This window comes from Acidovorax sp. SRB_24, assembly GCF_012931925.1.
Genome location: NZ_MWOM01000037.1, coordinates 1 through 21,977, shown reverse-complemented (window position 1 = coordinate 21,977; position 21,977 = coordinate 1). Strand labels below are relative to the sequence as shown.

Sequence of the window (21,977 nt, the reverse complement as noted above, 5' to 3'; positions counted from 1 at the left end):
ATGCCTCAATGACGACTTAAATACGACGGAGTTAATTCTGCATTGTGAGAGACTTGAAACTTCAAAAGAGAGGGTGGAGATGAAAGCAAAAATTAGGAGCATGGCGTGGAGTTGCCTCGCCTTGTTATGCGGCGCGGCTTCTGCGCAGATTCGTGACGGCGCCTACACCGGCACACTCGAATGCGGCCCCTTAATAACCAATCCCCAACAAGGCGCTTGGAAACAGCCGATCAATATCAACGTCACCGGTCAAACCGTGACTTGGGAGCGGCCCGATCCACGTATCACCGAAGTCGGATCAAGTACCTTGCGTGACCGGAGAGTGAGCTTCACGTTGGAGGGGCGCTGGAATCCGGGTCAACGTAACTCCGGAAAATGGCGCAACGTGGTCATGCTTGAGTGGAAGGACTCTGCGCTATCCGGGCCTGCCACCATTTTTTCTGCCAATGGCGACCAGCGTTTACGCGATTGCTCGGTTCGGGTTGCGATGACTGGGACCGCCGATACCTCGGCAGTTGCATCGCATCAACGCAATGCAGGAGCGGCGATCTCATCGGCCGCCAACGGAAAGCTCGCCAATGTAGGCGAGTCGGCGCTATCCAAGTTGCAACGTTCTGCAGCAATTCCAGCGCCAGTGCCCGACTCTGCTGCGCAGACCCGCAGGCAAGTCCCAATAGCACAGCGCTCGGTCGATCCTGCAGCCACGGAGTACGAAGCTGCTCAAACCAAATTGCGCGCAGATGAAAAGGCCCGTCAAAACCGTGCGCCAGTGCCTATCACACCGGACATGTGCGTCGATGGCGTATGTGTGGAGCAGGACCTGGGGGCTGTGGCCGCGAATCTGAACTGGGCTCCGCCCGATCCCATGGAGCAAATTCCGAGCAGTCATCGCAAGGCCTACGAAGATGGAATTCGACAAGGAATGCAAACCTGTGAGAAGGCCAACCAGCCGGTTTGGATGGACAAGGCGCGCAAGCTTTGCGACTTCCTCATCATGGGGCCGTTACGCCCCAAAGCCGATCTGGTGACGTTCTTCAAAGAGAACCGGCAAGCGGTCTGTGTGACTAGTGGCAAGTATTTCAAGCTGCAGATCAGGACCGCATTAGGGCCGACCTATGTCGAAGTTCGGTTCTCTCGGGATGGACGCCCCAAGATCAAGGAGATTTCCAAGGAATTCCAGATCAAGAACAAGGACGACTTGGCCGAGTTGAGCGCACAGATGCGCAAGAAGCACCCGTATACCGGCCATAGCTTTGATGCAAAAACTGCACCGTGGGGTGGCTATGTCTCCTACGACGATGGCTATGCCATGGGACCCACATACCGGCTTGAAGCGCGTTCCGTGCTTTTTGATCCGCGCGAAGAGCCAAACGAGGGAACCTGCACGCCCGCGCGCAAGACTATCACCGTGCAATGAGCCGCATCCGGCAGCTAACAAATTTCTTTCTTGACGACAACACCATGATGAACCTTGATCTTTCCCGTGCCAAGCTGGCGATCTCGATTCTGGCTGCGGCCGCACTTTCGGCATGCGGTGGTGGTGGTGGCGGTGACAGCAGCGCACCGGCTACGCCTATGGCGCTCACGCTGGCGGCTGCTCCGGCTATTGCACCGGCCAACGGAACCACTGGTGCCGACTATGCGCCCACGGTGCAATTCACGGCCAGCAAGGCCATGGCTGCTGCCGGTGTCAAGCTGGTCTGCGATGGGGCGGTCGTGGCGGGTAAAACCACTGTCTCGGGCGCCTTGGCAACCTTCACGCCCGATGCTCCAGGACTCGCCGCCGCCGCGCAGTGTACGGCCTCGGTGGATGCACCAGCGACGAAAGATGCGGCTGGAACGGTTTTCACCGGATCGACCGCTTTGACGAGCTTCACGGTGAAGGCTTTGGCATGCCCTGGCGGCACCGTCAACACCCCGCCGTCGTTCAATGGTTCGACATTAGTGGCCGCCTGCGGCAATGTGTTCATTGAACCCGCCGTTGCCAAGAATCTCTGGCCAGGGATCGTCACTGGTATCCAGACGGCTCTGGAGATGGATCGCAAGGTCTACAGCCAACTTCAGGCGGCCCAGCCGGATGTGCTGGTGTGCCAGTCGGGGTCATGCGCCGACTATTTCGCGGGGCCTCGCCGGCGCAATACGACGCTGTACCCGAACACCTATGCAGGCCAGTATGTGGCGCCGCGCATGACCGTGGTGCTCACGTCGCCGACCTGGACGCAGAACCCCTATGTGCTGGCGCACGAGTTCTCGCACGTGGAGGTGGCCAAGCGGACCAATGGCGCGCATGTCCCTGCTTGGTTCGACGAGGGGCTGGCGACCTATGCGGGCGGCGAGCCGATCTGCACGAACGTCACCGGCAAGGGCATTGACGATTTGCGCAAGCTCGATCAGGAGACGGATTGGGTGGCGTACACCGGGCCAGAAGATGTGTTCTCCAAGACCTACTGCCAGGCGCGTGCGGAAGTGGCTGCGTGGATCGGCAAGCGCGGAAATGCTGGGGTGGTGCAACTGCTGGATGCGGTACGGCAGGGGCAGTCGTTTACAGGGCAATATGGTGCGATGCTGACGCAGTAAACGATATGCCTGGCTTGGGTTATGGCGAATAAAAGAACGCTGCGAAATGCTTTTTTTGCAAAAAAAGCTGGTGGTTACGGTGCTTGAAACCACCAGCTTTATCCACTATGCACGAAGCCAAGCGCGCGCATTCTGTGACGCATCACTCCATCCATACCAGCGGCTTGGCTCGTACACAAAGCCTCCCTCCAGGGCCCATGCTGGCACTTCCATAATGGCTGCTGGATCGGTTATGGCGGCCCAACTGAGAGCGTCGTCTTGCAATGCCGGAATCGAAAGATCAATGCCGTACTGCTGGATTATCTCCAGGCGGCGGCGATAGTAAGTGGCGGGGCTTTTACAGAAGTCCATGGGGTGGCGACCATCCAGCCACAATGCGATCAACGTGCGATGTTCCAGCTTGGCGGTCTGGAGCAAAAGCTCCCGCTTGTCCAAGGGCGGCAAGTCTTGGAGTGGTATTGATTTGACCATCTCGATGTGAAGCGCACGGGCGGTTTCCGGGTGCCAAAGTGAGCCATGATCCAAAGGACAGTTCTTGTTCTTGAGACAGCGCTTATGTCGGGTCTCTAAGCGCGCGCCATGGGCAAGATACTGCTCCATCATCTGTTCAAAGTACAAGCTTGTTCCGATGCGATCAAAGTCCATTGACATTCGGCCAAGCAACTTGCGCTTGTGCTTCTGCAGCCCATCCAGAAAGTAGTGGTACTTGTCGTAGAGAATTGCCTGGCGGTCACGCGATTGGGGATACAGCCGCACTCCAATTCCTGGCCTGATAGGGACCGCTTCAAGGGCAGGATCGGCATTGCGGCGGATGTTGTCACAGAGCCCGGGAATCAAGCCCTTTGGCATCGTGTAATGCTCCGCCACATGCACTTCATCGACGGCATAGTTGCCGGTGTTCAGTGCGTCAGAAACCGACGCGGGACACTCCAGTTTTAGGGTCTCGAACACCAGCAATACCGATGCTTTAACCAGCGCCGTAAAGTCGTTAGATCCCATACCGTTATGCCCTTGCAGCCACAGCGCTGGCGAGCCAGAAAACCGCATGCGTTCTGCTCTGGTCTCCACACGCGCGGCGAAGTGCGGAGCCTCTTTATCAGCGCACACTTTGACCTCGGTGAACGACTTGGTTTTTGCGCCGCCGGGGTGGCGTGTCATGACGGCTTTTCCAATTTCTGGAAAGTCACCGCCACGGATGGTTATGTCGAAGTAGTCAATCATGATGTTGTCTTCATGGTGTGCTTTCACTCTCATTTCCGAGCAGTACAGTCCACCCATCTAATAGTGATAGTTATCTCCATAGCTCTACTTAGCGAATGGCACCGTGCGCGGCTGCGTTGATGTGGTCGCGCAGGGATGTGCAACGGTGCATTCGCTAGTGGATGCACATATGCATCACTTCGTTTTGAGCCAGCGGCCTACGGTAGTGCGATCAATGCCAAGCTCGTCGGCAATGGCGACTTGAGACATGCCCTTGGCCTTCATCGCATGGACTTTTTCGATGCGCGGGTCTCGATGCATGCCCGCTTTGTGATGCCAGGTCACTTCACCCTTCTCGCCTTGGCGCAGGGTTGCAGCAATGGGCTGTACCTCGGAGTTTGCCAAGTGGCGAGATTTCTCCCAGACAAGGTTGAAGCGCAGTGCACCATCACCGGCCGCATCGTCCACCGGCTTGAGGGCCACCGACCAGTCCAGGGCATCTTCATGGCTGCTGCTGCCGCGCTGCTTGCCCGTTTTACCCGTATGGTGGATCACGATGACTGTGCGACCGGCACGCTTGTGTCCGAGCATCCAGCGCATCATCGGCGCCCAGGCTTCAGCAGTTTCGCGGCCATCGCCACTCCACGCGGAGTAGTTGTCGATGAAGATCACGTCCCAGTCCGTGCCGATCATTTCGTCGATGGCGCGCTGGCCGTCGCCCGTGTTGATCGAGGGCAGCAGATCGGTGAAGGCCTCCGGGGTAAAGAGCTTCAGATTGGAGGGAGGGTCCACATTGAAGCTGCGGCACAGAGACAGGATGCGCTGGCGCAGGGTGAAGAGGTCCATCTCGCCATCAAGGTAGATGACGCGACGTGCGCGACGCGCTTTGCGGCCCAAGAATGCGATGCAAGCACTGATGCAGATGGCCAGGCTCAACGCCACCCACGTCTTGCCGCGACCGCGCGGGCCAAACAGCATGCCGGTCTGGTTGGACTGAATGAGACGGCCCCAATGGTTCTTGCGGCGGGGCACCTCGAGGTGGACGAACTTGGCGGCGGAGATCAAGCGCATTTCGCTACGAGGGCGAAAGAGCTTGCTTTGGTCCGGCTCTGAAATGGGCGCATTCGAGCGCACCACCTTTGCCGGTAGTGAGTTGGTTTTCATGATCTTTTTAGGGATGCACGGCCACTGCTGCAGCCGTGGTACTTCTGTTGTTCTCGGTATTTACAGAGACGGCGAGACTTCAGTAGAAGCGGTCAGTTCGGGCTGCGCAACACGCAGGCTACACGTGATATGAACCTCACGGGTGGTCTTGCCTTCACGCTTGCCACAAGCACCAGTAACCACGATTTCCTGGCCATCGTCGGTGGCATGGCGGTACACGTTTGCCTGTGCGTTCAGGTACGTCAAGCCCTTCAGTTTGCCCCGCGTGCACGTCGAAAGGATGGTCTCGGAATATCGAGCACCAAACTTGGCCAAGAGGAACGCTGGCGTGAGATAGCAACGGCTCAGTGCTGCCTTGGCTTCGGCCGTGATGTAAACCTGTGCAAGGTCGAAGATTTGAATGTGGAGACGGAACTCAGGCTGGTCGATTGAGAGTTTCGAGCGCTTGTGAATCGACAAGGTCTTGTCCGCAATCAGTGCTTGAAGGTCAACGCGTTCCAGCAGATCGGCAACCGTGCCGTCCGAGAGTTCGGCATCGGCTGGTGCGACAGCCTGCTGCTGTTCCAAGACCGGCGCTTGAGGGAACGTGGAAGAATTGGGCATGAGTAGTCCTTTGCCACCAGCAGTAGCTGAGGCTCTTTCAGTAAAAAATGAGGGAGATGCGCCCTTTAAGGGGCGGTGGGCAGGGACGATGACCGGGACAAGGACATAGTGGGCCTGCGGAGAGTGCTGGTAGCTCGCGCCGGGCTATTGCAAGGCCTTGCGTTGCTCGGTCTTGGCATCGCGCTCGGCGATGCGTTGTTCCAGCCACGCTTCAACCTCATCAGCCACGAAGCCTACGCATCGAGCACCGATCTTGATGGGCTTGACAAAGAGATTCTCGGCAACCATGTTGTCCAGGGTACCCGGGCTAATGTCGAGCATCTCGCACACCGCTGCCTTGCGGTGAATGCGGCGATTTTTAGGTCTGCTTTTGGCTGCAGCCGTGCCAAAAATCACATTACCAATGTCTGGGTTCATTTGCGCTCCTTTGCGAAAAATTGAACCCCGATGATGAATTTCCGTCTCCAATCTGGAAAGTGCTCTGCTTAGCTGAATGCCAACTATTTGCTGGTCTCTTTTTTGATGCCAGCCAGCCACTTTCGTACCGTTCCCGCCTCCGGTAGCTTCTCAGTGGTCTTCCCCTCGCGTTCGAGCGTCGTGTTCTCAGCGATCTTCTTGTCCAGCCAATGATCCCCAAACGCGGATGCCGATCTCTTGCTCTTGTCCTGCATCCAGGCTTCTTGAGCCTGCGTTTTTAGGGGACCGTACGCGCTCGCTTTTGACTCTCCCCCTTTTCTTGTCTGCCTGTGGTGCTGAAGCTTCGATTTGCCGGTGAGCATCACCATTGCAATGAGTTCTGCTGAAGGAGGATGTTGTCGCAGATGAGTCAGGAGGTCTTCCATCTCTCCTGTGTCACAAAGCCTCCACAACTCGTTTGCGGCGTTTTCGTTTTCAAGCAACTTCATGATCGCGGGTCGTGCGATGGCTACGTCTCGAAAGCGAACTAAATAGTCGGAAAACGCTGTTGGAATAACGAAGGTGCGTTCCGCACGTGCGCTGTCCGCCGACGCAACCATGGTCAGATAATCTTTCGAGTCAAATGAGGGTTTAGGCTTTCTCTTCATTTGTATGCTCGCCTCCCTCGGCGGCTTGTGCAAGATACTCTGCCCACTCGTTCATCAATTTGCGCCGTTTTTCAACCATGTCTGACCGGTGATAGGCCCGAACTGTTGCGTCGCCGACTACGTGGGAAAGAGCCACTTCGAGCATTTCGTGTTCGTAATGCGCAATGTCTGCGCCCCACGTACGAAAGCTTGCGCGGAACCCGTGCATGGTGAAGTCATAACCCATACGCCGCAGCAACTGCGTGAATGTCATGTCGCTCAGCGCATGACCTTGGAGATTTTTGAAGATCAAACCGGAAGGCTGTGCATCTGAATTTCTGAGTTTGGCAGCCGCCTGAAGGACGCGCACTGCTGCTTCCGACAAGGGAACCGTGTGTTCACGACCCGCTTTCATACGCTCTTTCGGAATGGTCCAGCAGCGGGCATCCAAGTCAATTTCCTCCCAGACTGCATTCCGCACCTCCCCCGATCTTGCGGCTGTGAGGACGATGAATGCAAACGCCAGCTTCACTACGTCGCCGGACGTGCTGCGAGATACAGCCAGGAGTACCGTTCCTACCTCCGAATAAGGACAGGATGCATGGTGCTCGACGACCCGTTGCTTCGAGTTTTTTGGAAGAGATTTCTTGAGTTGATCCCAGGCTTCGCTATCGAGGCCGTCGCAGTACCCCCTGGATGCGCCATGGTTGATGACAGTGCGAATGCGTTGGAGCACCCGTGACGCTGTTTCAGCCTTTTCTTTCCAGATGGGTAGTAGCGCCACGCGCATATGTTCTCTCGTGACTTCTCCCACTGGCAGGTCGCCAAACTTAGGAAAGGCATACGTGGACAAGGTGTTGATCCACTGCGCTGCGTGCTTGGCGTTTTTCCAGTCGTCCTTGTTGGTTTCGTGATACTCCTTCGCACAATCGGAGAAGGTGATGCCTCTGCGCTTGGCTTCCAGTTGGGAAGTTTGAAGCTTTGCTTTTTCTTCCCGGCGGTACTCGATAGGGTCGTGACCGTCGGCGAGGATTTGCCGATACCGGCGGGTGCGGTCTCTTGCCTCCGCCAAAGTGAAGTCATCCAGAGACCCCAAGCCCATCTCTCTGGTCTTCTTGTTCAGGGTGTAGCGGAATATCCACGAACGCGATCCGGAGGCACTAACTTGCAGGTAAAGCCCGTGGCCATCCAAGTAATAGCCAGGCGGCTTATCTTTGGCTCTTACAGCGGGGTCGGTCAGCATTTTTTGTTTGGTCACACTACAATCTTACCCCCATTTTATTTTTCACTCAAATGCACTCTTTGTGTCGAAATAAGATTTCGGAAAGGCGTAAGAATGGCGCAGATACTTGGCTTCTGAGCCGCTATGGTAGTTCTTGAGGTTCTCTGCCGATTTTTCGATACGGTCACCCTCTCCGCCAGTATGCACAAAGGTTTGTTGCTATGAAAATAGCAGCAAACCTTTTTTGCTTTTAGGTCGTGTGTAGGGCCGCGGCTCGTCAGGGACATCGGCTTTGAGTGATGGTCAGGCGTCGGTGTGCCCTTGGCGCCGTAGGACGACATGCGTGGCCTTCTCCGATGCTACGAATTCAACGCATTCGTATCCCAGAGCCCGCAAGTCAACCCCGTCGAACAGCGATTCTCCCCGGCCGAGCAGGACCGGCGCGATTGCAAGGTGTAGTTCATCAATGAGGCTCTCTCGAAGATACTGCTGGATGGTGTGGGGCCCACCGCCGATCCGCACGTCCATTCCGGAAGCGGCTTTGCGTGCACGGTCGAGCGCTTCGCGAATGCCTCCTGTGATGAAGTGGAACGTTGTGCCGCCTTCCATCTCGATGGGTGGACGTGCATGATGGGTCAAGACGAAGACGGGAACGTGATATGGCGGATCGTCTCCCCACCAGCCTTTCCAGTTCATGTCCGACCAGGGCCCACGATGGGGGCTGAACATGTTCCTCCCAAGAATCCAGGCCCCCACATTCTGAAAGCCACGGGCGGCAAAATCATCGTCAACCCCGGTCGTGCCGCTGTCCTTGCCGAACAAGGCACGCTGGAACGTGCGTGTTGGAAGCAACCACTGGTGCAAATCCGTCCCGCCAACACCGAGCGGATGGTTGATGTCTTGATTCGGACCTGCTCCGTATCCATCGAGCGAGATGGTGAAGCCCTCAACGCGAACTCGTGTCATCGTTTGCCTCCAATTAGACGCCTAACAGGCGATCCACAGACGCCGGCGTCCGGGCATGCTTTTGACTAGGGACAGGGTTTTTCGCACGCAAACTTTTGTCTTCACGGCGAATCCTTTGCGAACTTTCTCGATGAGCCTGATACCCACCAAGGCAGTGATCCGCACCAATGTCCGGTTTGGAGAGGGCCAGAAACAACGTTCAATGGCCGCCACTGATGGCCGATGGTACCCATTCGTGAGAGTGCAGTGAACGTTGGCAGTCATCCGGAAACTGTCCGCCTTCCCGCCGCGCCGAAAATCAGCCCCTCGCCGGATGCATGAGATCGGGGCAATAGCCAAAAGCTGGCGGTGGCAACCCGGCTGTATCTATCCGAAAGGCATCTTTCAGGGGCAACGGCAGATTCACACGCCCGGCCAGGAGCGGGCTCGCGCAAAGAGAAGCAGCCGTTCAACCTTGGAGTGAAGGGCGGGGCTGTCAGCAGTCGCCCCTTGAAAGACTGGTTAGGCGGTGGATCTAGATGGAGCGCTGGTTGATGATCAGTAGTTCGGCCCCGCCATCTGCGAAGTTGGCGAGGTCTGCGGCAGTTCGCTGGCCCTCTTCAGAAGCAAGTGCCTCCTCAAGCGCATTCATCGACTCAAATGTGAGCGTCACCACCAGGTGGTAGGAAGAGTCGCCCTGTGGCGTTGCTACAGGCCCTTCACTGACTTCATAGCCGGTGATGCCGGGGACTGTCTTGGCGATAGGGACATGGGTGTTGAAATAGTAGTCGTTGAACGCTACCGGATTATTGGGCTTGCGGTAGAGGACGATAAGCTTGGCCATGGCGCTCTCCTGTGATCGCTTTGAAACTTCAGCTGCTGCCTCACGTTGGAGCGGAGCGGCGGAGGACGGCAAGGCGCAGTGCCGGTGGATGTTTTCTCGTGCGAAGGGTTAGGCGGCACGCTCGGCTCTCGCTCACCGTGGCCTTTACGGCTTGCAGCGCTTCCCCTCGTATTCGTACCGGTTCAACGTGTACGACTGGCCATTCCAGCGCAGGACTGGAAAGCAGAAGCCGGGACCACCGACCTGAAGGTCAGGCCAGCCCTTGGCCCGTGTCTTGAGGAACAAGGGAATCCCCGTACCGCCGGAAACAAGTTTCCAGGAGCCATTCGACTGCTTGCTGACGAGGCTATAGCCCTCGCCGGTCATGCCGTGGCACTTGGTTCCACCTTCGCTGACGATCGCGTCGGGCAACCCGTCGCCGTTGATGTCCCGGACCTCGGAGACCGTGCCTTCGGCGCATGCCATCCATTTCGTGCCCTTGAGCTTGTATCCAGCGGCCTTGAATGCGGCGGCCGTATCGGTGGGCGAGAGCGTCATTTCTTGTGCTGAAGGTGGCCAGCTTGCGCCGCCAAGCAGGACAGCAGTGATCAGGGTGGTGTAACGCATGTTTGACTCCCGCGGCGCCCGACAATCAGTACCTGAGTGCACGATTGGACGCTTGGGGAAAATGCAACTCGAACTCATTGCTGACAGCGGCCATTGTGGCGTCCGACGGTAGCTTACGCCCCAATGCTTCCGGAGCGGATGCTCGCATTGAAGGCAGGGACTAACGCGGTCTGTAGCCGCAAAGGCAGCGCTACCGCGAGAGCTATTTCGAGATGTACCCGGGCGTCTGGCGCCAAGGCGACTGGATACGCTTTACCCGCCATGGCAGCTCGGTGATTTACGGTCGCTCCGACAGCACGATTAACCGCTTGGGCATCCGCATCGGCACCGCCGAGATCTACCGCGTGGTCGAAGAACTGCCCGAGGTGTGCGACAGCCTGGTCATTGATCTGGAGTTCCTCGGGCGACCTTCCTTCCTGCCCTTGTTCGTGGTGGTGCAGCCGGGGAGGAGCTTGGACCAGGCCCTGGTGGAGCGCATCCAGCAGCAAATCCGCACCAAGGCCTCGGGCCGACATGTGCCCGACGCGGTGGTCCAGGTGAGCGAAATTCCGCGAACCCTCACGGGCAAGAAGATGGAGGTTCCGGTGCGAAACTTGCTGCAGGGGGCCGAGGCGGCCCAGGTTGCCAGTCCCGATGCCATGCAAAATCCCTCCAGCCTGGACTTTTTCGTCGACTACGCCAAGGCGCTGGACCTCGGCCGCCCCGCCTGATGCGAACGGCGCTCTTTTGGCAACCATTCGCGAGGGCCGCCCTTGAAAGCAGCATTCATCACTGGCCACGGTGGCAATGAGGGGGTGGAAGTGCGCGAATGCGAGCGTCCCAGCCGCCGGTCGGGCGAAGTCTTGGTGCGGGTGGAGGCAGCGACCCTCAACCAGGGCGACTTGTACATGCGCAACAGCGGTGCCGGCATCACCCACCAATTGACCCAGATCATGGGCTTGGACGCCGCTGGCGTCGTTGAGGGGGTGGACGATGCCGAGACCCTGTTGAGCGCAGGACAGCAGGTCGTCATCCATCCGGGGATCGCCTGCGGCCGCTGTGAGTTCTGCCAGCGCGGTGAAGGCGTTCTTTGCACGAAGATGCAATTGCTCGGAGAGCACCGCCACGGTACCTTCGCGCAGTGGATCAGCATGCCGGCCCAGAACGTGTTCCCCATGCCGCAGGGCCTCACCTTCGCTCAGGCTGCCGCCCTGGGAGTCAACCACCTGACGGCCTGGCGCATGCTGTTCACCAAGGCCCAGGTGCGGCCCTGGGAGACGGTGCTGGTGTTCGGCATTGGCGGTGGTGTCTCGCTGGCCGCCATGCAACTGGCCAAAGCCATAGGGGCCAAGGTGATCCAGACCAGTTGATCGTAGGGGGGATTCAACCGGTCGTCGTCTTCTCTCCAGGGTTACGAGCTTGGTCAGCCACTTGGGGCCACTCGCCGGCGTGAAGCCCCGCTGCTCTCCAAGACTCAGCTGTCCCCCGCGTCCTTCGGCACTGCGGACTGCTGGCCTTGGGGCGGCAACGGCGGGGTGAGCACCGATGCGGTGTCGGTCTGGCTGGAGATGGTGAGGAACGCGAGGTGGGCCTCGTACCGCTCGAGCACGTCGTCAATCACCTGCTGCTTGGTGAGGCCCATCAGGTCATAGCCGCCCGAACCGGTTTGCGTGAATACCTCAAGCCGGTAGTAGACGTCGGTCTCACGCGACATCCGGCCGCTGAACATCGGCACCGGCGCCTCGACGATGGCGACGTGGTAGTGGAAGTCGCGGAACGCGTCCATCGACACCCGCAGCAGCGGTTCCTCGATGCCGCTCGCGTTGGTTATGGCACCCCGCTCGACCTCGTAACCCTGCTTGCGGAACTCGGCGGCGACGTCGTCGAGCGCCGGCCGCACTGTGCGGTCGAGGAACTGGGTGACCTCTCGGCGTGACGGGAATGCACGCAGCTGTTCAAGCCGCTGCTTCCACGACCGCTCCGGCACATGGCCGCCGCTCGGGGCCATGGACGGCCTTCGCAGCACCTGACCCTCGCGCTCGGCGCGCTCCATCCGCAGCACCTTGTAGAAGGACGCCATCACCAGGTAGGCAATGATCGTCACCGGTAACGCGAAGATGAGCGTCGCGTACTCCATCGTCGTCACGCCCCCCGAGAACAGCATCGCCACGGTGAGCACGGCGGTGAGCACCGCCCAGAAGATGCGCAGCCACTTCGGCCCGTCGTGCGACGGGTCCGGGATCGAGGCCGAGAAGTTCGACATCACCATCGCGCCCGAGTTCGCGCTCGTGAGGTAGAACAGCAAGCCCGAGAGCGTCGCCAGACCGATCAGGAACATCGCGCCCGGGAACATCTGCAGGAGGGCGTACCAGCCGCGCTCCGGGCTTTGGACCGCGAGTTCGGCAAACGCCGTGTTGCCCTGCAGCACCTGGTACAGGGCCGAGTTGCCGAACAGCGAGACGATGATGAAGTCGCACAGCACCGGTGCGGTGACCGCCGCGATCACGAACTCGCGCAGCGTTCGCCCGCGCGAGATGCGGGCCAGAAAGACACCGACGAACGGTCCCCAGGCGAGCCAGAACGCCCAGAAGAACAGGGTCCAGCTGCCCATCCACTCGCTGCCACCGGGCTGGTAGACGAAGGTCTGCAGCGTCCGTTCGGGGAACGTGACCAGGAAGCGGCCGATGTTCTCGACCAGCGCGTTCAAGAGGAACGCCGTTTGCCCGGTGACGAGGATGTAGACCATCATCGCCACGGCGCTCCAGAGGTTCAGCTCGGAGATCCAGCGGATGCCGCGGTCGACGCCGGACGTGGTGGCCGCGATGGTCAGGACCACCGCGCCGATGACCAGCGCGATCTGCAGCGCCAGGCCTTGCTCCAGGCCGAAGATTAGCGAGAAGCCGACGCCCAGCAGGACGACGCCGATGCCCATCGACGTGGCGACGCCGAACACGGTGCCGACCAGCGCGATGATGCTGATGCCGTCGCCCAGCGGGCCGCGCACGCGCTTGCCGAGCAGTGGGTAGAGCGCCGCGCGGATCGACAGCGGCATGCCCCAGCGGTAGGCGAAGTACCCCATCGCCATGCCGAGCAGCGCATACATCGCCCAACCAGCGATGCCGTAGTGGAACATCGTCCAGACGACCGCGTCCTGCATCGCCGCGGACGTGCCGCCCACGCCGGAGGGCGGGTGGAGGTACTGCACAACGGGGCCGGCGACCGAGAAGAAAAGCATGTCGATCCCGACACCCGCCGCGAACAGCATCGCGACCCAGGTCACGAGCCCGTACTGCGGCCGCGAGTGGTCGGGGCCGATCCGCACGTCTCCTTCCTTGGAGAACGCCACCCAGAGCACGAAACCGATCACCAGCGTCATCGTGAGCACGTAGTACCAACCGAGGTTCGTCGCGATCCAGTCGACGGCGGTCTTCATCGACGTGCGCGCGTCGGCAGGCAAGAGGATGGCCCAGATCGAGAAGGCAAGGATCACGGCCGACGAAATCACCAGGACGCGCCAGTTGATGTGGGCCGTGCGGTCCTTGATCAGTTCCTGGGGCCCCTTGCTGAGGTCGCTGCGCGACACCGGCGCGTCGTCGTCGTCGGGGCGCCCATGCCGGCGTTGCGTGCCGCCGAATCGGCTGCGCTCCAGCGGAGCAAGCGATTTCGCCGCCTGCGTGTTCGGCGCTTGCGCGCGCGGCTGAGCGGCTTCGGAGCGCTCGTCGCTGGATGGCTCAATGGGCATGGGTTGGCTCCTTCCGAGGGGCGGCGCGGCGCCCGGACCTGGGGCCCTCCGGCCGGTCTTCGCGCACCAGGCGCATGCCGACCAGGGTGTAGCGCGTTTGCGGACTGTTCCAGTTGCGGTAGGTGCAGCGCGCGTAGAACGCCCAGGTGTGCCACGAGCCACCGCGGCGCACGCGCACGCTGCCTTCGGCGGGGCCTTGCGGGTCGTTGCGGGGGGAGTGGGCGTAATAGGTTTCGCCATGCCAGTCCGCGACCCATTCCCAGGCATTGCCCAGCATGTCGTGCAGCCCAAAGGCGTTGGGCGCGAAGCTTCCCACGGGCGCGGTGAACGCGTGGCCGTCGCTGCCCTGCAGCGCGTGTGCTTGCCAGCGCGGCCAGTAGCGCGCGGCCTCCTGGTCGAAGGTGTTGGCATGGCGCACCAGGTCTTGCGGTTCGTCGCCGTGCGGGTAGCGGGTGCGCGTGCCGGCGCGGCACGCGTATTCCCATTCGGCTTCGGTCGGCAGGCGGTAGCGGTGCCCCTCGGTGCGGCTGAGCCAGGCCGCCAGGGCCTGCGCGTCGTTCCAAGTGACGTTGACCACAGGGTGGTCGTCGCCCTGCGCAAAGCCGGGGTTGCGCCAGGAATAGCGTGGGTCGCGCCCCTCGAACGCGTCGCCGCGCGCGCTGGTGGCGGGATCGTAGCCGGGGTTGTAGCCGTAGCCACCAGTGCCATCGGCCTCGGATTCGGGCCGGTAGCCCGAGGCTTCGATGAAGCGGCGGAACTGTCCCACTGTCACCTCGTGCTGGCCCAGGTAGAAGGCGCGGCGGATGCGCACGGTGTGCACCGGCGCTTCGTCGCCCAGCAGCCCGAAGCGTTCGGACTCCAGGTCCGGGTAGTCGCGCGCCAGGGTTGCGGGCGCTTCTTGGCTGCCCATGGCGAACTGCCCGGCCGGAATGCGCACAAAGGCCATGCCCAGCGTGTTGCGCCACACCGCCACGCCCGCCGGCTGCGGCGCGGGCGCCGCGGGGCCTTGCGCGGCCCCTGAGGTGGCAAGCAGCGCCAGGGCACAGGCAACAAGGAGGGGCGCAGGGTGGGGCATCGCGGTGTTTCCCGAAGCGGCCACGGCGGCCTGGAACGGTGCAGTGTATGCGGGGCGTTCCGCCTGGGATCTGCAATCTTGGTGTTTTAGGCCTCTAGCCCTTATGCAGAAAGCGCTGGCAGCTACCAAAAAAAGAGCGCTTCAACAGAAGCGCTCTCGGCTGCGTGTCGCGTACCTGTCTCAGCTGGCTGCGGCGTCCGCCAGCGCCTGCAGTGCGGCGGTCAGGTCGCTGTCGGCCACGCCGTCCACCGGCGCCAGGTGCGCTGCCAGCTCGGCCAGCGCGGGGGCGCCGCGCTGCTGCAGTTGGGCAATGGCCTGGCCCGCGTCGCGCGGCGCGGCAAAACCCGTGCTTTGCAGCAGCAGGCGGCCGTCCGCCGCGACGAGCTTGAAATAGAACCGACCGTCGGCCTCGCGGTACTGCTTGAAGCTGGGCAGCGCCGCCTTGGCCGCCTTCGGCTGGGCCTGCGGCGCCGCGCCCGCCACCAGGCTGCGCAGGCCCACGGCGCTGCGCAGTTCGCGCATGAACGGAGTGGCCAGGGCCCGGGCGCGCTCGGCGCCCGCGAGCAGCGTCTGCTCGATGCGTGCTGGGTTGTGGACCAGCGCTTCGTATTGCTCGCGCATGGGCGCAATGACCTGGTCCACGCGCTCGAACAGCACCTGCTTGGCATCGCCCCAGGCGATGCCGTCGGCAAATTGCTGGCGCAGCGCGGCGGTCTCGGCCTCGGTGGCAAAGGCCTGGTAGATCTGGAACAGGGCCGAACCTTCGGCCTCCTTAGGCTCGCCCGGAGCGCGCGAGTCGGTCAGGATGCCGCCAATGAGCTTGCGCAACTGCTCGCGCGACGAAAACAGCGGGATCGTGTTGTCGTAGCTCTTGCTCATCTTGCGGCCGTCCAGGCCGGGCAGCGTGGCCACATGCTCGTCCACCGCAGCCTCGGGCAGCACGAAGTGCTCGCCATAGAGGTGGTTGAAGCTCGATGCCATGTCGCGCGCCATCTCGATGTGCTGGATCTGGTCGCGCCCCACGGGCACCTTGTGCGACTTGAACATCAGGATGTCGGCGGCCATGAGCACGGGGTACATGAACAGGCCCGCCGTCACGCCGTCGTCGGCATCGCGGCCGGCGGCCAGGTTCTTGTCTTGCGACGCCTTGTAGGCGTGGGCGCGGTTGAGCAGGCCCTTGCCCGCCACGCAGGAGAGCAGCCAGTTGAGCTCGGGGATTTCAGGGATGTCGGACTGGCGGTAGAAGGTGACGCGCTCGGGGTCCAGGCCGGCGGCGAGCCAACTGGCGGCGATTTCCAGCGTTGAGCGCTGGATGCGCAGCGGGTCTTCGCATTTGATCAGCGCGTGGTAGTCCGCCAGAAAGTAAAAGCTCTGCACGCTCGCCGTGCGGCTGGCGGCCACGGAAGGACGGATGGAGCCGACGAAGTTGCCCAGGTGGGGCGTGCCGGTGGTCGTGATGCCGGTGAGAAAGCGCGTGGTACTCATGGAGCGGGGCAATAAAGGTTCAGTCGAAACACGTTCTTAGAGCAGCAGTGCCGTCAAGGGGGTGAGCAAGAGGTTGATGGCGGCGTACCCCACCGACATCAGCGGGCGCAGCCACAGGGTGCCCACCACGCCGGCAATGACCAGCGCCATGACGATGAAAAAGCCCCAGGGCTCGACGCGCGAGACCAGATGGGCCTGCTTCCAGGGCAGCAGGCCGACCAGGATGCGCCCACCGTCCAGCGGCGGCAGCGGAAACAGGTTGAAAGCCCACATGACCAGGTTGACGAGCACGCCGGCGCGCGCCATTTCCATGAAGAAGCGCTCCTGCAGGCCCGAGCCCACGAGCACCACCAGCACGGCGCCCCAGAGCAGGGCCTGGGCGAAGTTGGACGCCGGGCCTGCCAGGGCCACCCACACCATGTCGCGCTTGGGGTTGCGCAGGTTGCCGAAATTCACCGGGACGGGCTTGGCGTAGCCGAACAGGAAGGCGCCCGAGGTGGCGAAGTACAGCAGCAGCGGCATCAGGATGGTGCCGACGGGGTCGATGTGCTTGAGCGGGTTGAGCGTGATGCGCCCCAGCATGGCGGCCGTGTTGTCACCGAAGTGGCGTGCCGCATAGCCATGGGCCGCCTCGTGCACGGTGATGGCAAACAGCACCGGCAGGGCGTAGATCAGAACGGTTTGGATGAGATTGGAGAGGTCCACCGCTGCCATTGTCTCAGACCCGCCGACCGGGTTCGGGCAAGCGGGCCGCAAGGGGCCGTCCACTGCCGCTTTGCCGCCGCGCGTGCCGGTCGGTGCACCCGCGCCTGAGACCCTGCGGACGCTGTCCCGGCGACTCGGACCAATCGTTGGTAGTATTTGTTCTGTTACTAAATGTCGCTCTGTCTGAAATGGCTTGCAACCATGGGGCAGCGCGGCCCTATTATTTCTGGAGACTTTTCTTGGCCTTGAACAACTTGAAAATTGGCACCCGCCTGGTGCTGGTGTTTGGCACCATTGCCCTGCTGGTGGCGTTGCTCGTCGGCGTGGCGGTAGCCGGCATGGGCCAGGCCGCCGACGCACACCGCGCGGCGATGGCCCTGGCCGGCGGTCTGGCCGATGCACAGCGCGCACCGCTGGAGCGCGCCGTGCAGGGCGCGCAGGCGCACCTGGACAGCGTGCACATGTGGCTGTGGATTCTGGGCGGCGCGGTGTTCGCGGTGGCGGCTATGTCCTTTGTGCGCTTGCGCAGCGCCATCGTCCACCCGCTCAACCAGGCCATCCTGATCGCCGAGACGGTGGCTGCAGGCGACCTGAGCCAGGAGTTCAGCACCGAGCTGCAGGGCGACTTCGGCCGCCTGCTGGGCGCGCTGGGCACCATGGAAGACACGCTCACGGACCTCGTGGCGCGCATCAAGCAGTCCACCGACTCCATTGCCGATGCCGCGGGCGAAATCGACTCGGGCAACTCGGACCTGTCGCGCCGCACCGAAGACCAGGTGTCGTCGCTGACCCAGACCGCCGCCAGCATGGCGCAGCTCACCTCCACGGTGCGCGCGAACGCCGAGCGCGCCCAGTCGGCCAGTGGCCTGGCCGTCGATGCCTCGGGCATTGCGCGGCGCGGGGGCGAGGTGGTCAGCGAGGTCGTGCAGACCATGCAGGCCATCAGCGGCAGCTCGCGCAAGATCGTGGACATCATCCAGGTCATCGAGGGCATCGCCTTTCAGACCAACATCCTGGCACTCAATGCGGCCGTCGAGGCCGCGCGCGCAGGCGAGCAGGGCCGCGGCTTTGCCGTCGTGGCGTCGGAAGTGCGCAACCTCGCGCAGCGCAGCGCCGTGGCGGCGCGCGAGATCAAGGACCTGATCGGCCAGTCGGTGCAGCAGGTCGAGAGCGGGGCGGGCCTGGTGGGCCAGGCCGGATCGACCATGGCGGAAATTGTCGGCGCCGTGGGCCAGGTGACCACGCTGCTGGGCGATATCTCGCAGGCGCTGCGCGAACAGAGCGAGGGCATCGAGCATGTCAACCATGCCGTGGCCGACATGGACGGCGCCACCCAGCAAAACGCCGCCCTGGTGCAGCAGGCGGCCAGCGCGGCGTCGGCTCTGTCGGCCCAGGCGCGCGACCTGCAGCTGGCCGTGGGGGCCTTCAAGCTCGAAGACGACGGGGCCCTGGCCCCGATGCAGGGCGGTCTGCTGCGCCTGAGCGCTGCCTGAGCAGATCCGCAGCGCGCCGCGCGGCCTCGGCCCTGGCCTGCGCGGGGCGTCCTCAGAGCCCGAGGGCCTGCAGGCTGCCGCGCCCGGTGCGCAGCACGGTGGGGTCGTCGCCCTTGTCCATGGGCGTGAGATCGATCACGGTGGTGGGCTCGAACGGGCAGGCGCCCGCGTCGATGACGGCGTCGATCAGGCGCTCATAGCGTTCGCGGATCTCGCTGGCGTCATTGAGCGGCTCAATCTCACCCGCGGGGATCAAGGTCGTGGCCAGCAGCGGCCCGCCATGCAGTTCCAGCAGCATCTGCAGCCCCTTGCGGTCGGGCACGCGCAGGCCGATGGTCTTGCGCGACGGGTGGCTCAGGCGGCGCGGCACTTCCTTGGACGCTTCGAGGATGAAGGTGTAGGGGCCTGGCGTGGCGAGCTTGAGCAGGCGGTACTGCCGGTTGTCCACACGCGCATAGCTCGACAGCTCCGACAGGTCGCGGCACAGCAGCGTCAGGTGGTGCTTGTCATCGACCTGGCGGATGCGGCGCAGGCGCTCCACGGCATCCTTGTCGTCGATCTGGCAGACCAGGGCATAGCTCGAATCGGTCGGCACGGCCAGCACGGCGCCTTTTTGCAGCAGGGCGGCGGCCTGCTTGAGCAGGCGTGGCTGCGGGTTGTCGGGGTAAATCTCAAAGAGCTGGGCCATGGCGCAGGGCTTTCAAAGGGCAGGGCGGATGCGGTCGGCGAGCAGTTCCCACACGGGCGTGACGCCACTGGGTAGCGGCGGCAGCGTGCCCAGGTCGGTGTGCGACTCGGTCGGGCTGTGGAAATCGCTGCCGCGTGAAGCGGCCAGGCCAAACTCGCGCGCCATGTCGGCATACACCGCATATTCGGGCACCGAGTGGCTGCCGGTGACGACCTCGACACCCCGGCCGCCGTGCTGCTTGAATTCGGAAAACAGCGCGAACTCTTCGTTGGCGCTGAGCCGGTAGCGCGCCGGGTGCGCAATCACGCCCACGCCGCCGGCTTGCGTGATCCAGCGCACCGCATCGCCGAGTGCGGCCCAGCGGTGCGGCACGAAGCCCGGCTTGCCCTCGGTGAGGTACTTGCGGAACACCTCGGAGGTCTCGCGGCACACCCCGGTCTCGACCAGGAAGCGCGCAAAGTGCGTGCGCGAGATCAGCTCGGGGTTGCTGACGTACTGCAGCGCGCCCTCGTAAGCGCCGGCGATGCCCACCTGGGCCAGGCCTTGTGCCATGTCGTGCGCGCGCTGGCCACGGCCGCCGCGCGTGGCGGCCAGGCCCTGCGCCAGCGCTGCGTCGTCGGGGTCGAACCCCAGCCCCACGATGTGCACCGTGGTGCTGGCAAAGCTGACCGAGATTTCGGTGCCCGTGAGGTAGGCCAGGCCCTGCGCATGCGCTGCCGCAGCAGCGCGGTGCTGGCCGCCGATTTCATCATGGTCGGTCAGCGACCACAACTGCACGCCGTTGTGGCTGGCGCGCGCCGCCAGTTCGTCTGGCGTGAGGGTGCCATCGGAGACGACAGAGTGGCAGTGCAGATCGGCGTTGAGGGGAGAGGTGGGCACGCGGCCATTGTAGGTCTGCGGTCTGGTGTGCTGAGGAGGGAAAAGGCGGACTTGGGTGACTGTGTTTCGTATGCAAGTCGGTACAAATGTAATTAAAAGTAGAATTTGCGGCGTTGCAACATACCTCTGCGCAAATAGGCGGGTGGACCCTTATTTTTCTGGACATGCTGATGAACCTCAACAACGTGCGCATGGGGCGCAAACTCTGGTCGATTCTTCTTGGCTTAACGCTGGCGATGCTGGCGCTGGGCTTGGGCCTAGTGGTGTATCTGGGGCAGATCAAAGACACAGTGGCCGAGAACGTTCAATTCAACGAAGAACGCATCACCTTGGCATTGCGCTGGCAGGGCATGACATCTCTGAACGTCGAGCGCGCCATCATTGCGGCCGTTTCCTCCGATGACACCACGACCGCGCAGTTGCAGCAGCTCGTGAAGGCCGGTATCAATGACATCACCGCGATGCAGGAGAAGGTCACTGCCGCTGCGTTCTCTTCCGCAGACAAGCAGCAACTCGAGCGCATCGCCGCCGAGCGTGCGGCGATGCTCCAGTTCCATGCCCAGGCCCAGGAGGCCCGCAAGGGCGGAGACTTGGAGTCTGCGCGGCGAATTGTCGAAGAAAAGATGCGTCCCGCGGTGAGCAAGTACGTGGCGTCGCAAGAGGCGTTTGTGCAACTGCAGGAGCGCCAGCGAGATGAGGTCAAGCGAGTCGGTGCCGTTCAGTACAGCCGGGCCGAATGGATCGGCGCCGGGCTGGCCGCGGCGCTGATCGCGTTGGCAATGGGTCTCGCCGCAGCCATGGTGCGCTCCATCACCCAGCCCCTGCAGCGCGCCGTGGACCTGGCCGATGCGATTGCCGGCGGCGATCTCACGGCCGATGCGCACGACGACCGCAAGGACGAGCTGGGCCATCTGCTGCGCTCGCTCTCGGCCATGGCGGCGCGGCTGCGCGGCGTGGTCGGCGAAGTGCGTGCCGGGGTCGAGTCGGTGTCGTCCGCATCGACGCAAATTGCCATGGGCAACCAGGACCTGTCGGCGCGCACCGAGCAGACGGCCGCCAACCTCGAAGAAACCGCGGCCAGCATGGAGGAGCTCACCGCCACGGTGACCCAGTCGGCCGACACCGCGCGCCAGGCCAACCAGCTTGCCTCGAATGCGGCGCAGGCGGCCACACGCGGCGGCGAGGTGGTGGGCCAGGTGGTTTCCAGCATGCAGCAAATCACCGACAGCTCGCGCAAGATCTCCGACATCATCGGCGTGATCGATTCGATCGCGTTCCAGACCAACATCCTGGCGCTCAATGCCGCGGTGGAAGCCGCGCGCGCAGGCGAGCAGGGCCGCGGCTTTGCCGTGGTGGCCAGCGAAGTGCGCAACCTCGCGCAGCGCAGCGCCGAGGCGGCCAAGGAGATCAAGACGCTGATCGGCGCTTCGGTCGACAACGTCGAATCGGGTTCGCAGCAGGTTGCGCAGGCCGGCCAGAGCATGACCGAGATCGTGGCCAGCGTGCAGCGCGTGAGCGACCTGATCGGCGAGATCACCGCCTCGTCGACCGAGCAGCGCGACGGCATCGCCCAGGTCAACCAGGCGGTCACCAATCTCGACCAGATGACGCAGCAGAACGCGGCCCTGGTCGAAGAGTCGACGGCCGCCGCCACGGCCATGCGCGACCAGGCCCAGCACCTGGCCAGCGTCGTTGCCGCGTTCAATGTGGGCGCGCAAGCCCCGGTC

20 protein-coding genes and 1 pseudogene are annotated in these 21,977 nt (G+C 62.5%); 6 read left to right on the top strand and 15 right to left on the bottom strand.

Annotated elements, in window-relative coordinates; translation table 11 throughout:
• Positions 1 to 79 precede the first annotated feature (79 nt).
• Together B2J89_RS13440 and B2J89_RS13435 are read left to right on the top strand one after the other, a co-directional pair.
• Positions 80 to 1,417, top strand: a complete 1,338-nt coding sequence (locus B2J89_RS13440) for a hypothetical protein (RefSeq protein ID WP_169169598.1) — start codon at positions 80 to 82, stop codon at positions 1,415 to 1,417.
• 44 nt (positions 1,418 to 1,461) lie between these two features.
• Entirely contained in the window at positions 1,462 to 2,577 is a 1,116-nt protein-coding gene (locus B2J89_RS13435) for an Ig-like domain-containing protein (RefSeq protein ID WP_205763825.1), read from the top strand.
• A gap of 105 nt (positions 2,578 to 2,682) precedes the next feature.
• On the opposite strand, the gene B2J89_RS13430 is transcribed toward B2J89_RS13435, so the two are convergent.
• The 9 genes from B2J89_RS13430 to B2J89_RS13390 form a co-directional block, all read right to left on the bottom strand.
• Positions 2,683 to 3,798: a phage/plasmid replication protein gene (locus B2J89_RS13430; RefSeq protein WP_169169597.1), complete on the bottom strand. Its 1,116-nt coding sequence runs from the start codon at positions 3,796 to 3,798 to the stop codon at positions 2,683 to 2,685.
• Positions 3,799 to 3,972: 174 nt separating this feature from the next.
• Positions 3,973 to 4,941 carry an AAA family ATPase gene (locus B2J89_RS13425; protein ID WP_169169614.1) on the bottom strand — a complete coding sequence of 323 codons (969 nt, stop codon included), beginning with the start codon at positions 4,939 to 4,941 and terminating at the stop codon, positions 3,973 to 3,975.
• Positions 4,942 to 5,001: 60 nt separating this feature from the next.
• On the bottom strand, positions 5,002 to 5,544 hold the full coding sequence (locus B2J89_RS13420) for a hypothetical protein (protein ID WP_169169596.1): 543 nt from the start codon (positions 5,542 to 5,544) through the stop codon (positions 5,002 to 5,004).
• Between the two features lie 144 nt (positions 5,545 to 5,688).
• A complete protein-coding gene (locus B2J89_RS13415) occupies positions 5,689 to 5,961 on the bottom strand; it encodes an AlpA family transcriptional regulator (RefSeq protein WP_169169595.1) in 273 nt (90 codons plus the stop codon).
• Between the two features lie 83 nt (positions 5,962 to 6,044).
• A complete protein-coding gene (locus tag B2J89_RS13410; RefSeq protein WP_169169594.1) occupies positions 6,045 to 6,608 on the bottom strand; it encodes a hypothetical protein in 564 nt (187 codons plus the stop codon).
• Positions 6,592 to 7,830 (bottom strand): site-specific integrase, encoded by a 1,239-nt coding sequence (locus tag B2J89_RS13405; protein ID WP_205763824.1) that lies wholly within the window; start codon positions 7,828 to 7,830, stop codon positions 6,592 to 6,594. Before B2J89_RS13405 ends, B2J89_RS13410 begins: the two co-directional genes overlap by 17 nt.
• Positions 7,831 to 8,112: 282 nt before the next feature.
• Positions 8,113 to 8,775: a dihydrofolate reductase family protein gene (locus B2J89_RS13400; RefSeq protein WP_169169592.1), complete on the bottom strand. Its 663-nt coding sequence runs from the start codon at positions 8,773 to 8,775 to the stop codon at positions 8,113 to 8,115.
• Between the two features lie 514 nt (positions 8,776 to 9,289).
• Positions 9,290 to 9,598 (bottom strand): EthD family reductase, encoded by a 309-nt coding sequence (locus tag B2J89_RS13395; protein WP_169169591.1) that lies wholly within the window; start codon positions 9,596 to 9,598, stop codon positions 9,290 to 9,292.
• Between the two features lie 144 nt (positions 9,599 to 9,742).
• The gene (locus B2J89_RS13390) at positions 9,743 to 10,204 is read right to left on the bottom strand and encodes a hypothetical protein (RefSeq protein WP_205763823.1); all 462 of its coding nucleotides are present in this window, start codon (positions 10,202 to 10,204) and stop codon (positions 9,743 to 9,745) included.
• A gap of 188 nt (positions 10,205 to 10,392) precedes the next feature.
• On the opposite strand from B2J89_RS13390, the pseudogene B2J89_RS13385 reads away from it, so the two are divergent.
• Positions 10,393 to 10,914, top strand: a pseudogene (locus B2J89_RS13385) (acetoacetate--CoA ligase); the annotation flags it as partial.
• A gap of 84 nt (positions 10,915 to 10,998) precedes the next feature.
• Positions 10,999 to 11,553: an alcohol dehydrogenase catalytic domain-containing protein gene (locus B2J89_RS13380; RefSeq protein WP_371809071.1), complete on the top strand. Its 555-nt coding sequence runs from the start codon at positions 10,999 to 11,001 to the stop codon at positions 11,551 to 11,553.
• A gap of 104 nt (positions 11,554 to 11,657) precedes the next feature.
• On the opposite strand, the gene betT is transcribed toward B2J89_RS13380, so the two are convergent.
• The 4 genes from betT to B2J89_RS13360 all read right to left on the bottom strand — a co-directional run bounded on the left by betT (position 11,658) and on the right by B2J89_RS13360 (position 17,199).
• Positions 11,658 to 13,925 carry a choline BCCT transporter BetT gene (gene betT / locus B2J89_RS13375; RefSeq protein ID WP_169169589.1) on the bottom strand — a complete coding sequence of 756 codons (2,268 nt, stop codon included), beginning with the start codon at positions 13,923 to 13,925 and terminating at the stop codon, positions 11,658 to 11,660.
• A complete protein-coding gene (locus B2J89_RS13370; protein WP_169169588.1) occupies positions 13,915 to 15,000 on the bottom strand; it encodes a formylglycine-generating enzyme family protein in 1,086 nt (361 codons plus the stop codon). Before B2J89_RS13370 ends, betT begins: the two co-directional genes overlap by 11 nt.
• Before the next feature lie 180 nt (positions 15,001 to 15,180).
• Positions 15,181 to 16,485 (bottom strand): tryptophan--tRNA ligase, encoded by a 1,305-nt coding sequence (locus B2J89_RS13365; RefSeq protein WP_169169587.1) that lies wholly within the window; start codon positions 16,483 to 16,485, stop codon positions 15,181 to 15,183.
• A 36-nt stretch (positions 16,486 to 16,521) separates the two neighbouring features.
• On the bottom strand, positions 16,522 to 17,199 hold the full coding sequence (locus B2J89_RS13360) for a site-2 protease family protein (RefSeq protein ID WP_169169586.1): 678 nt from the start codon (positions 17,197 to 17,199) through the stop codon (positions 16,522 to 16,524).
• Between the two features lie 230 nt (positions 17,200 to 17,429).
• Between B2J89_RS13360 and B2J89_RS13355 the strand changes: the two genes are divergently transcribed.
• Positions 17,430 to 18,683 (top strand): methyl-accepting chemotaxis protein, encoded by a 1,254-nt coding sequence (locus B2J89_RS13355; RefSeq protein WP_206041374.1) that lies wholly within the window; start codon positions 17,430 to 17,432, stop codon positions 18,681 to 18,683.
• A 52-nt stretch (positions 18,684 to 18,735) separates the two neighbouring features.
• Here the strand turns inward: B2J89_RS13355 and B2J89_RS13350 are convergent, their stop codons facing one another.
• Complete coding sequence (locus B2J89_RS13350; RefSeq protein ID WP_169169584.1) at positions 18,736 to 19,371, bottom strand: L-threonylcarbamoyladenylate synthase; 636 nt, start codon at positions 19,369 to 19,371, stop codon at positions 18,736 to 18,738.
• A 12-nt stretch (positions 19,372 to 19,383) separates the two neighbouring features.
• Entirely contained in the window at positions 19,384 to 20,250 is an 867-nt protein-coding gene (locus B2J89_RS13345) for a 3',5'-nucleoside bisphosphate phosphatase (protein WP_169169583.1), read from the bottom strand.
• A 170-nt stretch (positions 20,251 to 20,420) separates the two neighbouring features.
• Here B2J89_RS13345 and B2J89_RS13340 point away from each other — a divergent pair.
• On the top strand, positions 20,421 to 21,977 hold a 1,557-nt coding region (locus tag B2J89_RS13340; RefSeq protein WP_169169582.1), incomplete at its 3' end, for a methyl-accepting chemotaxis protein.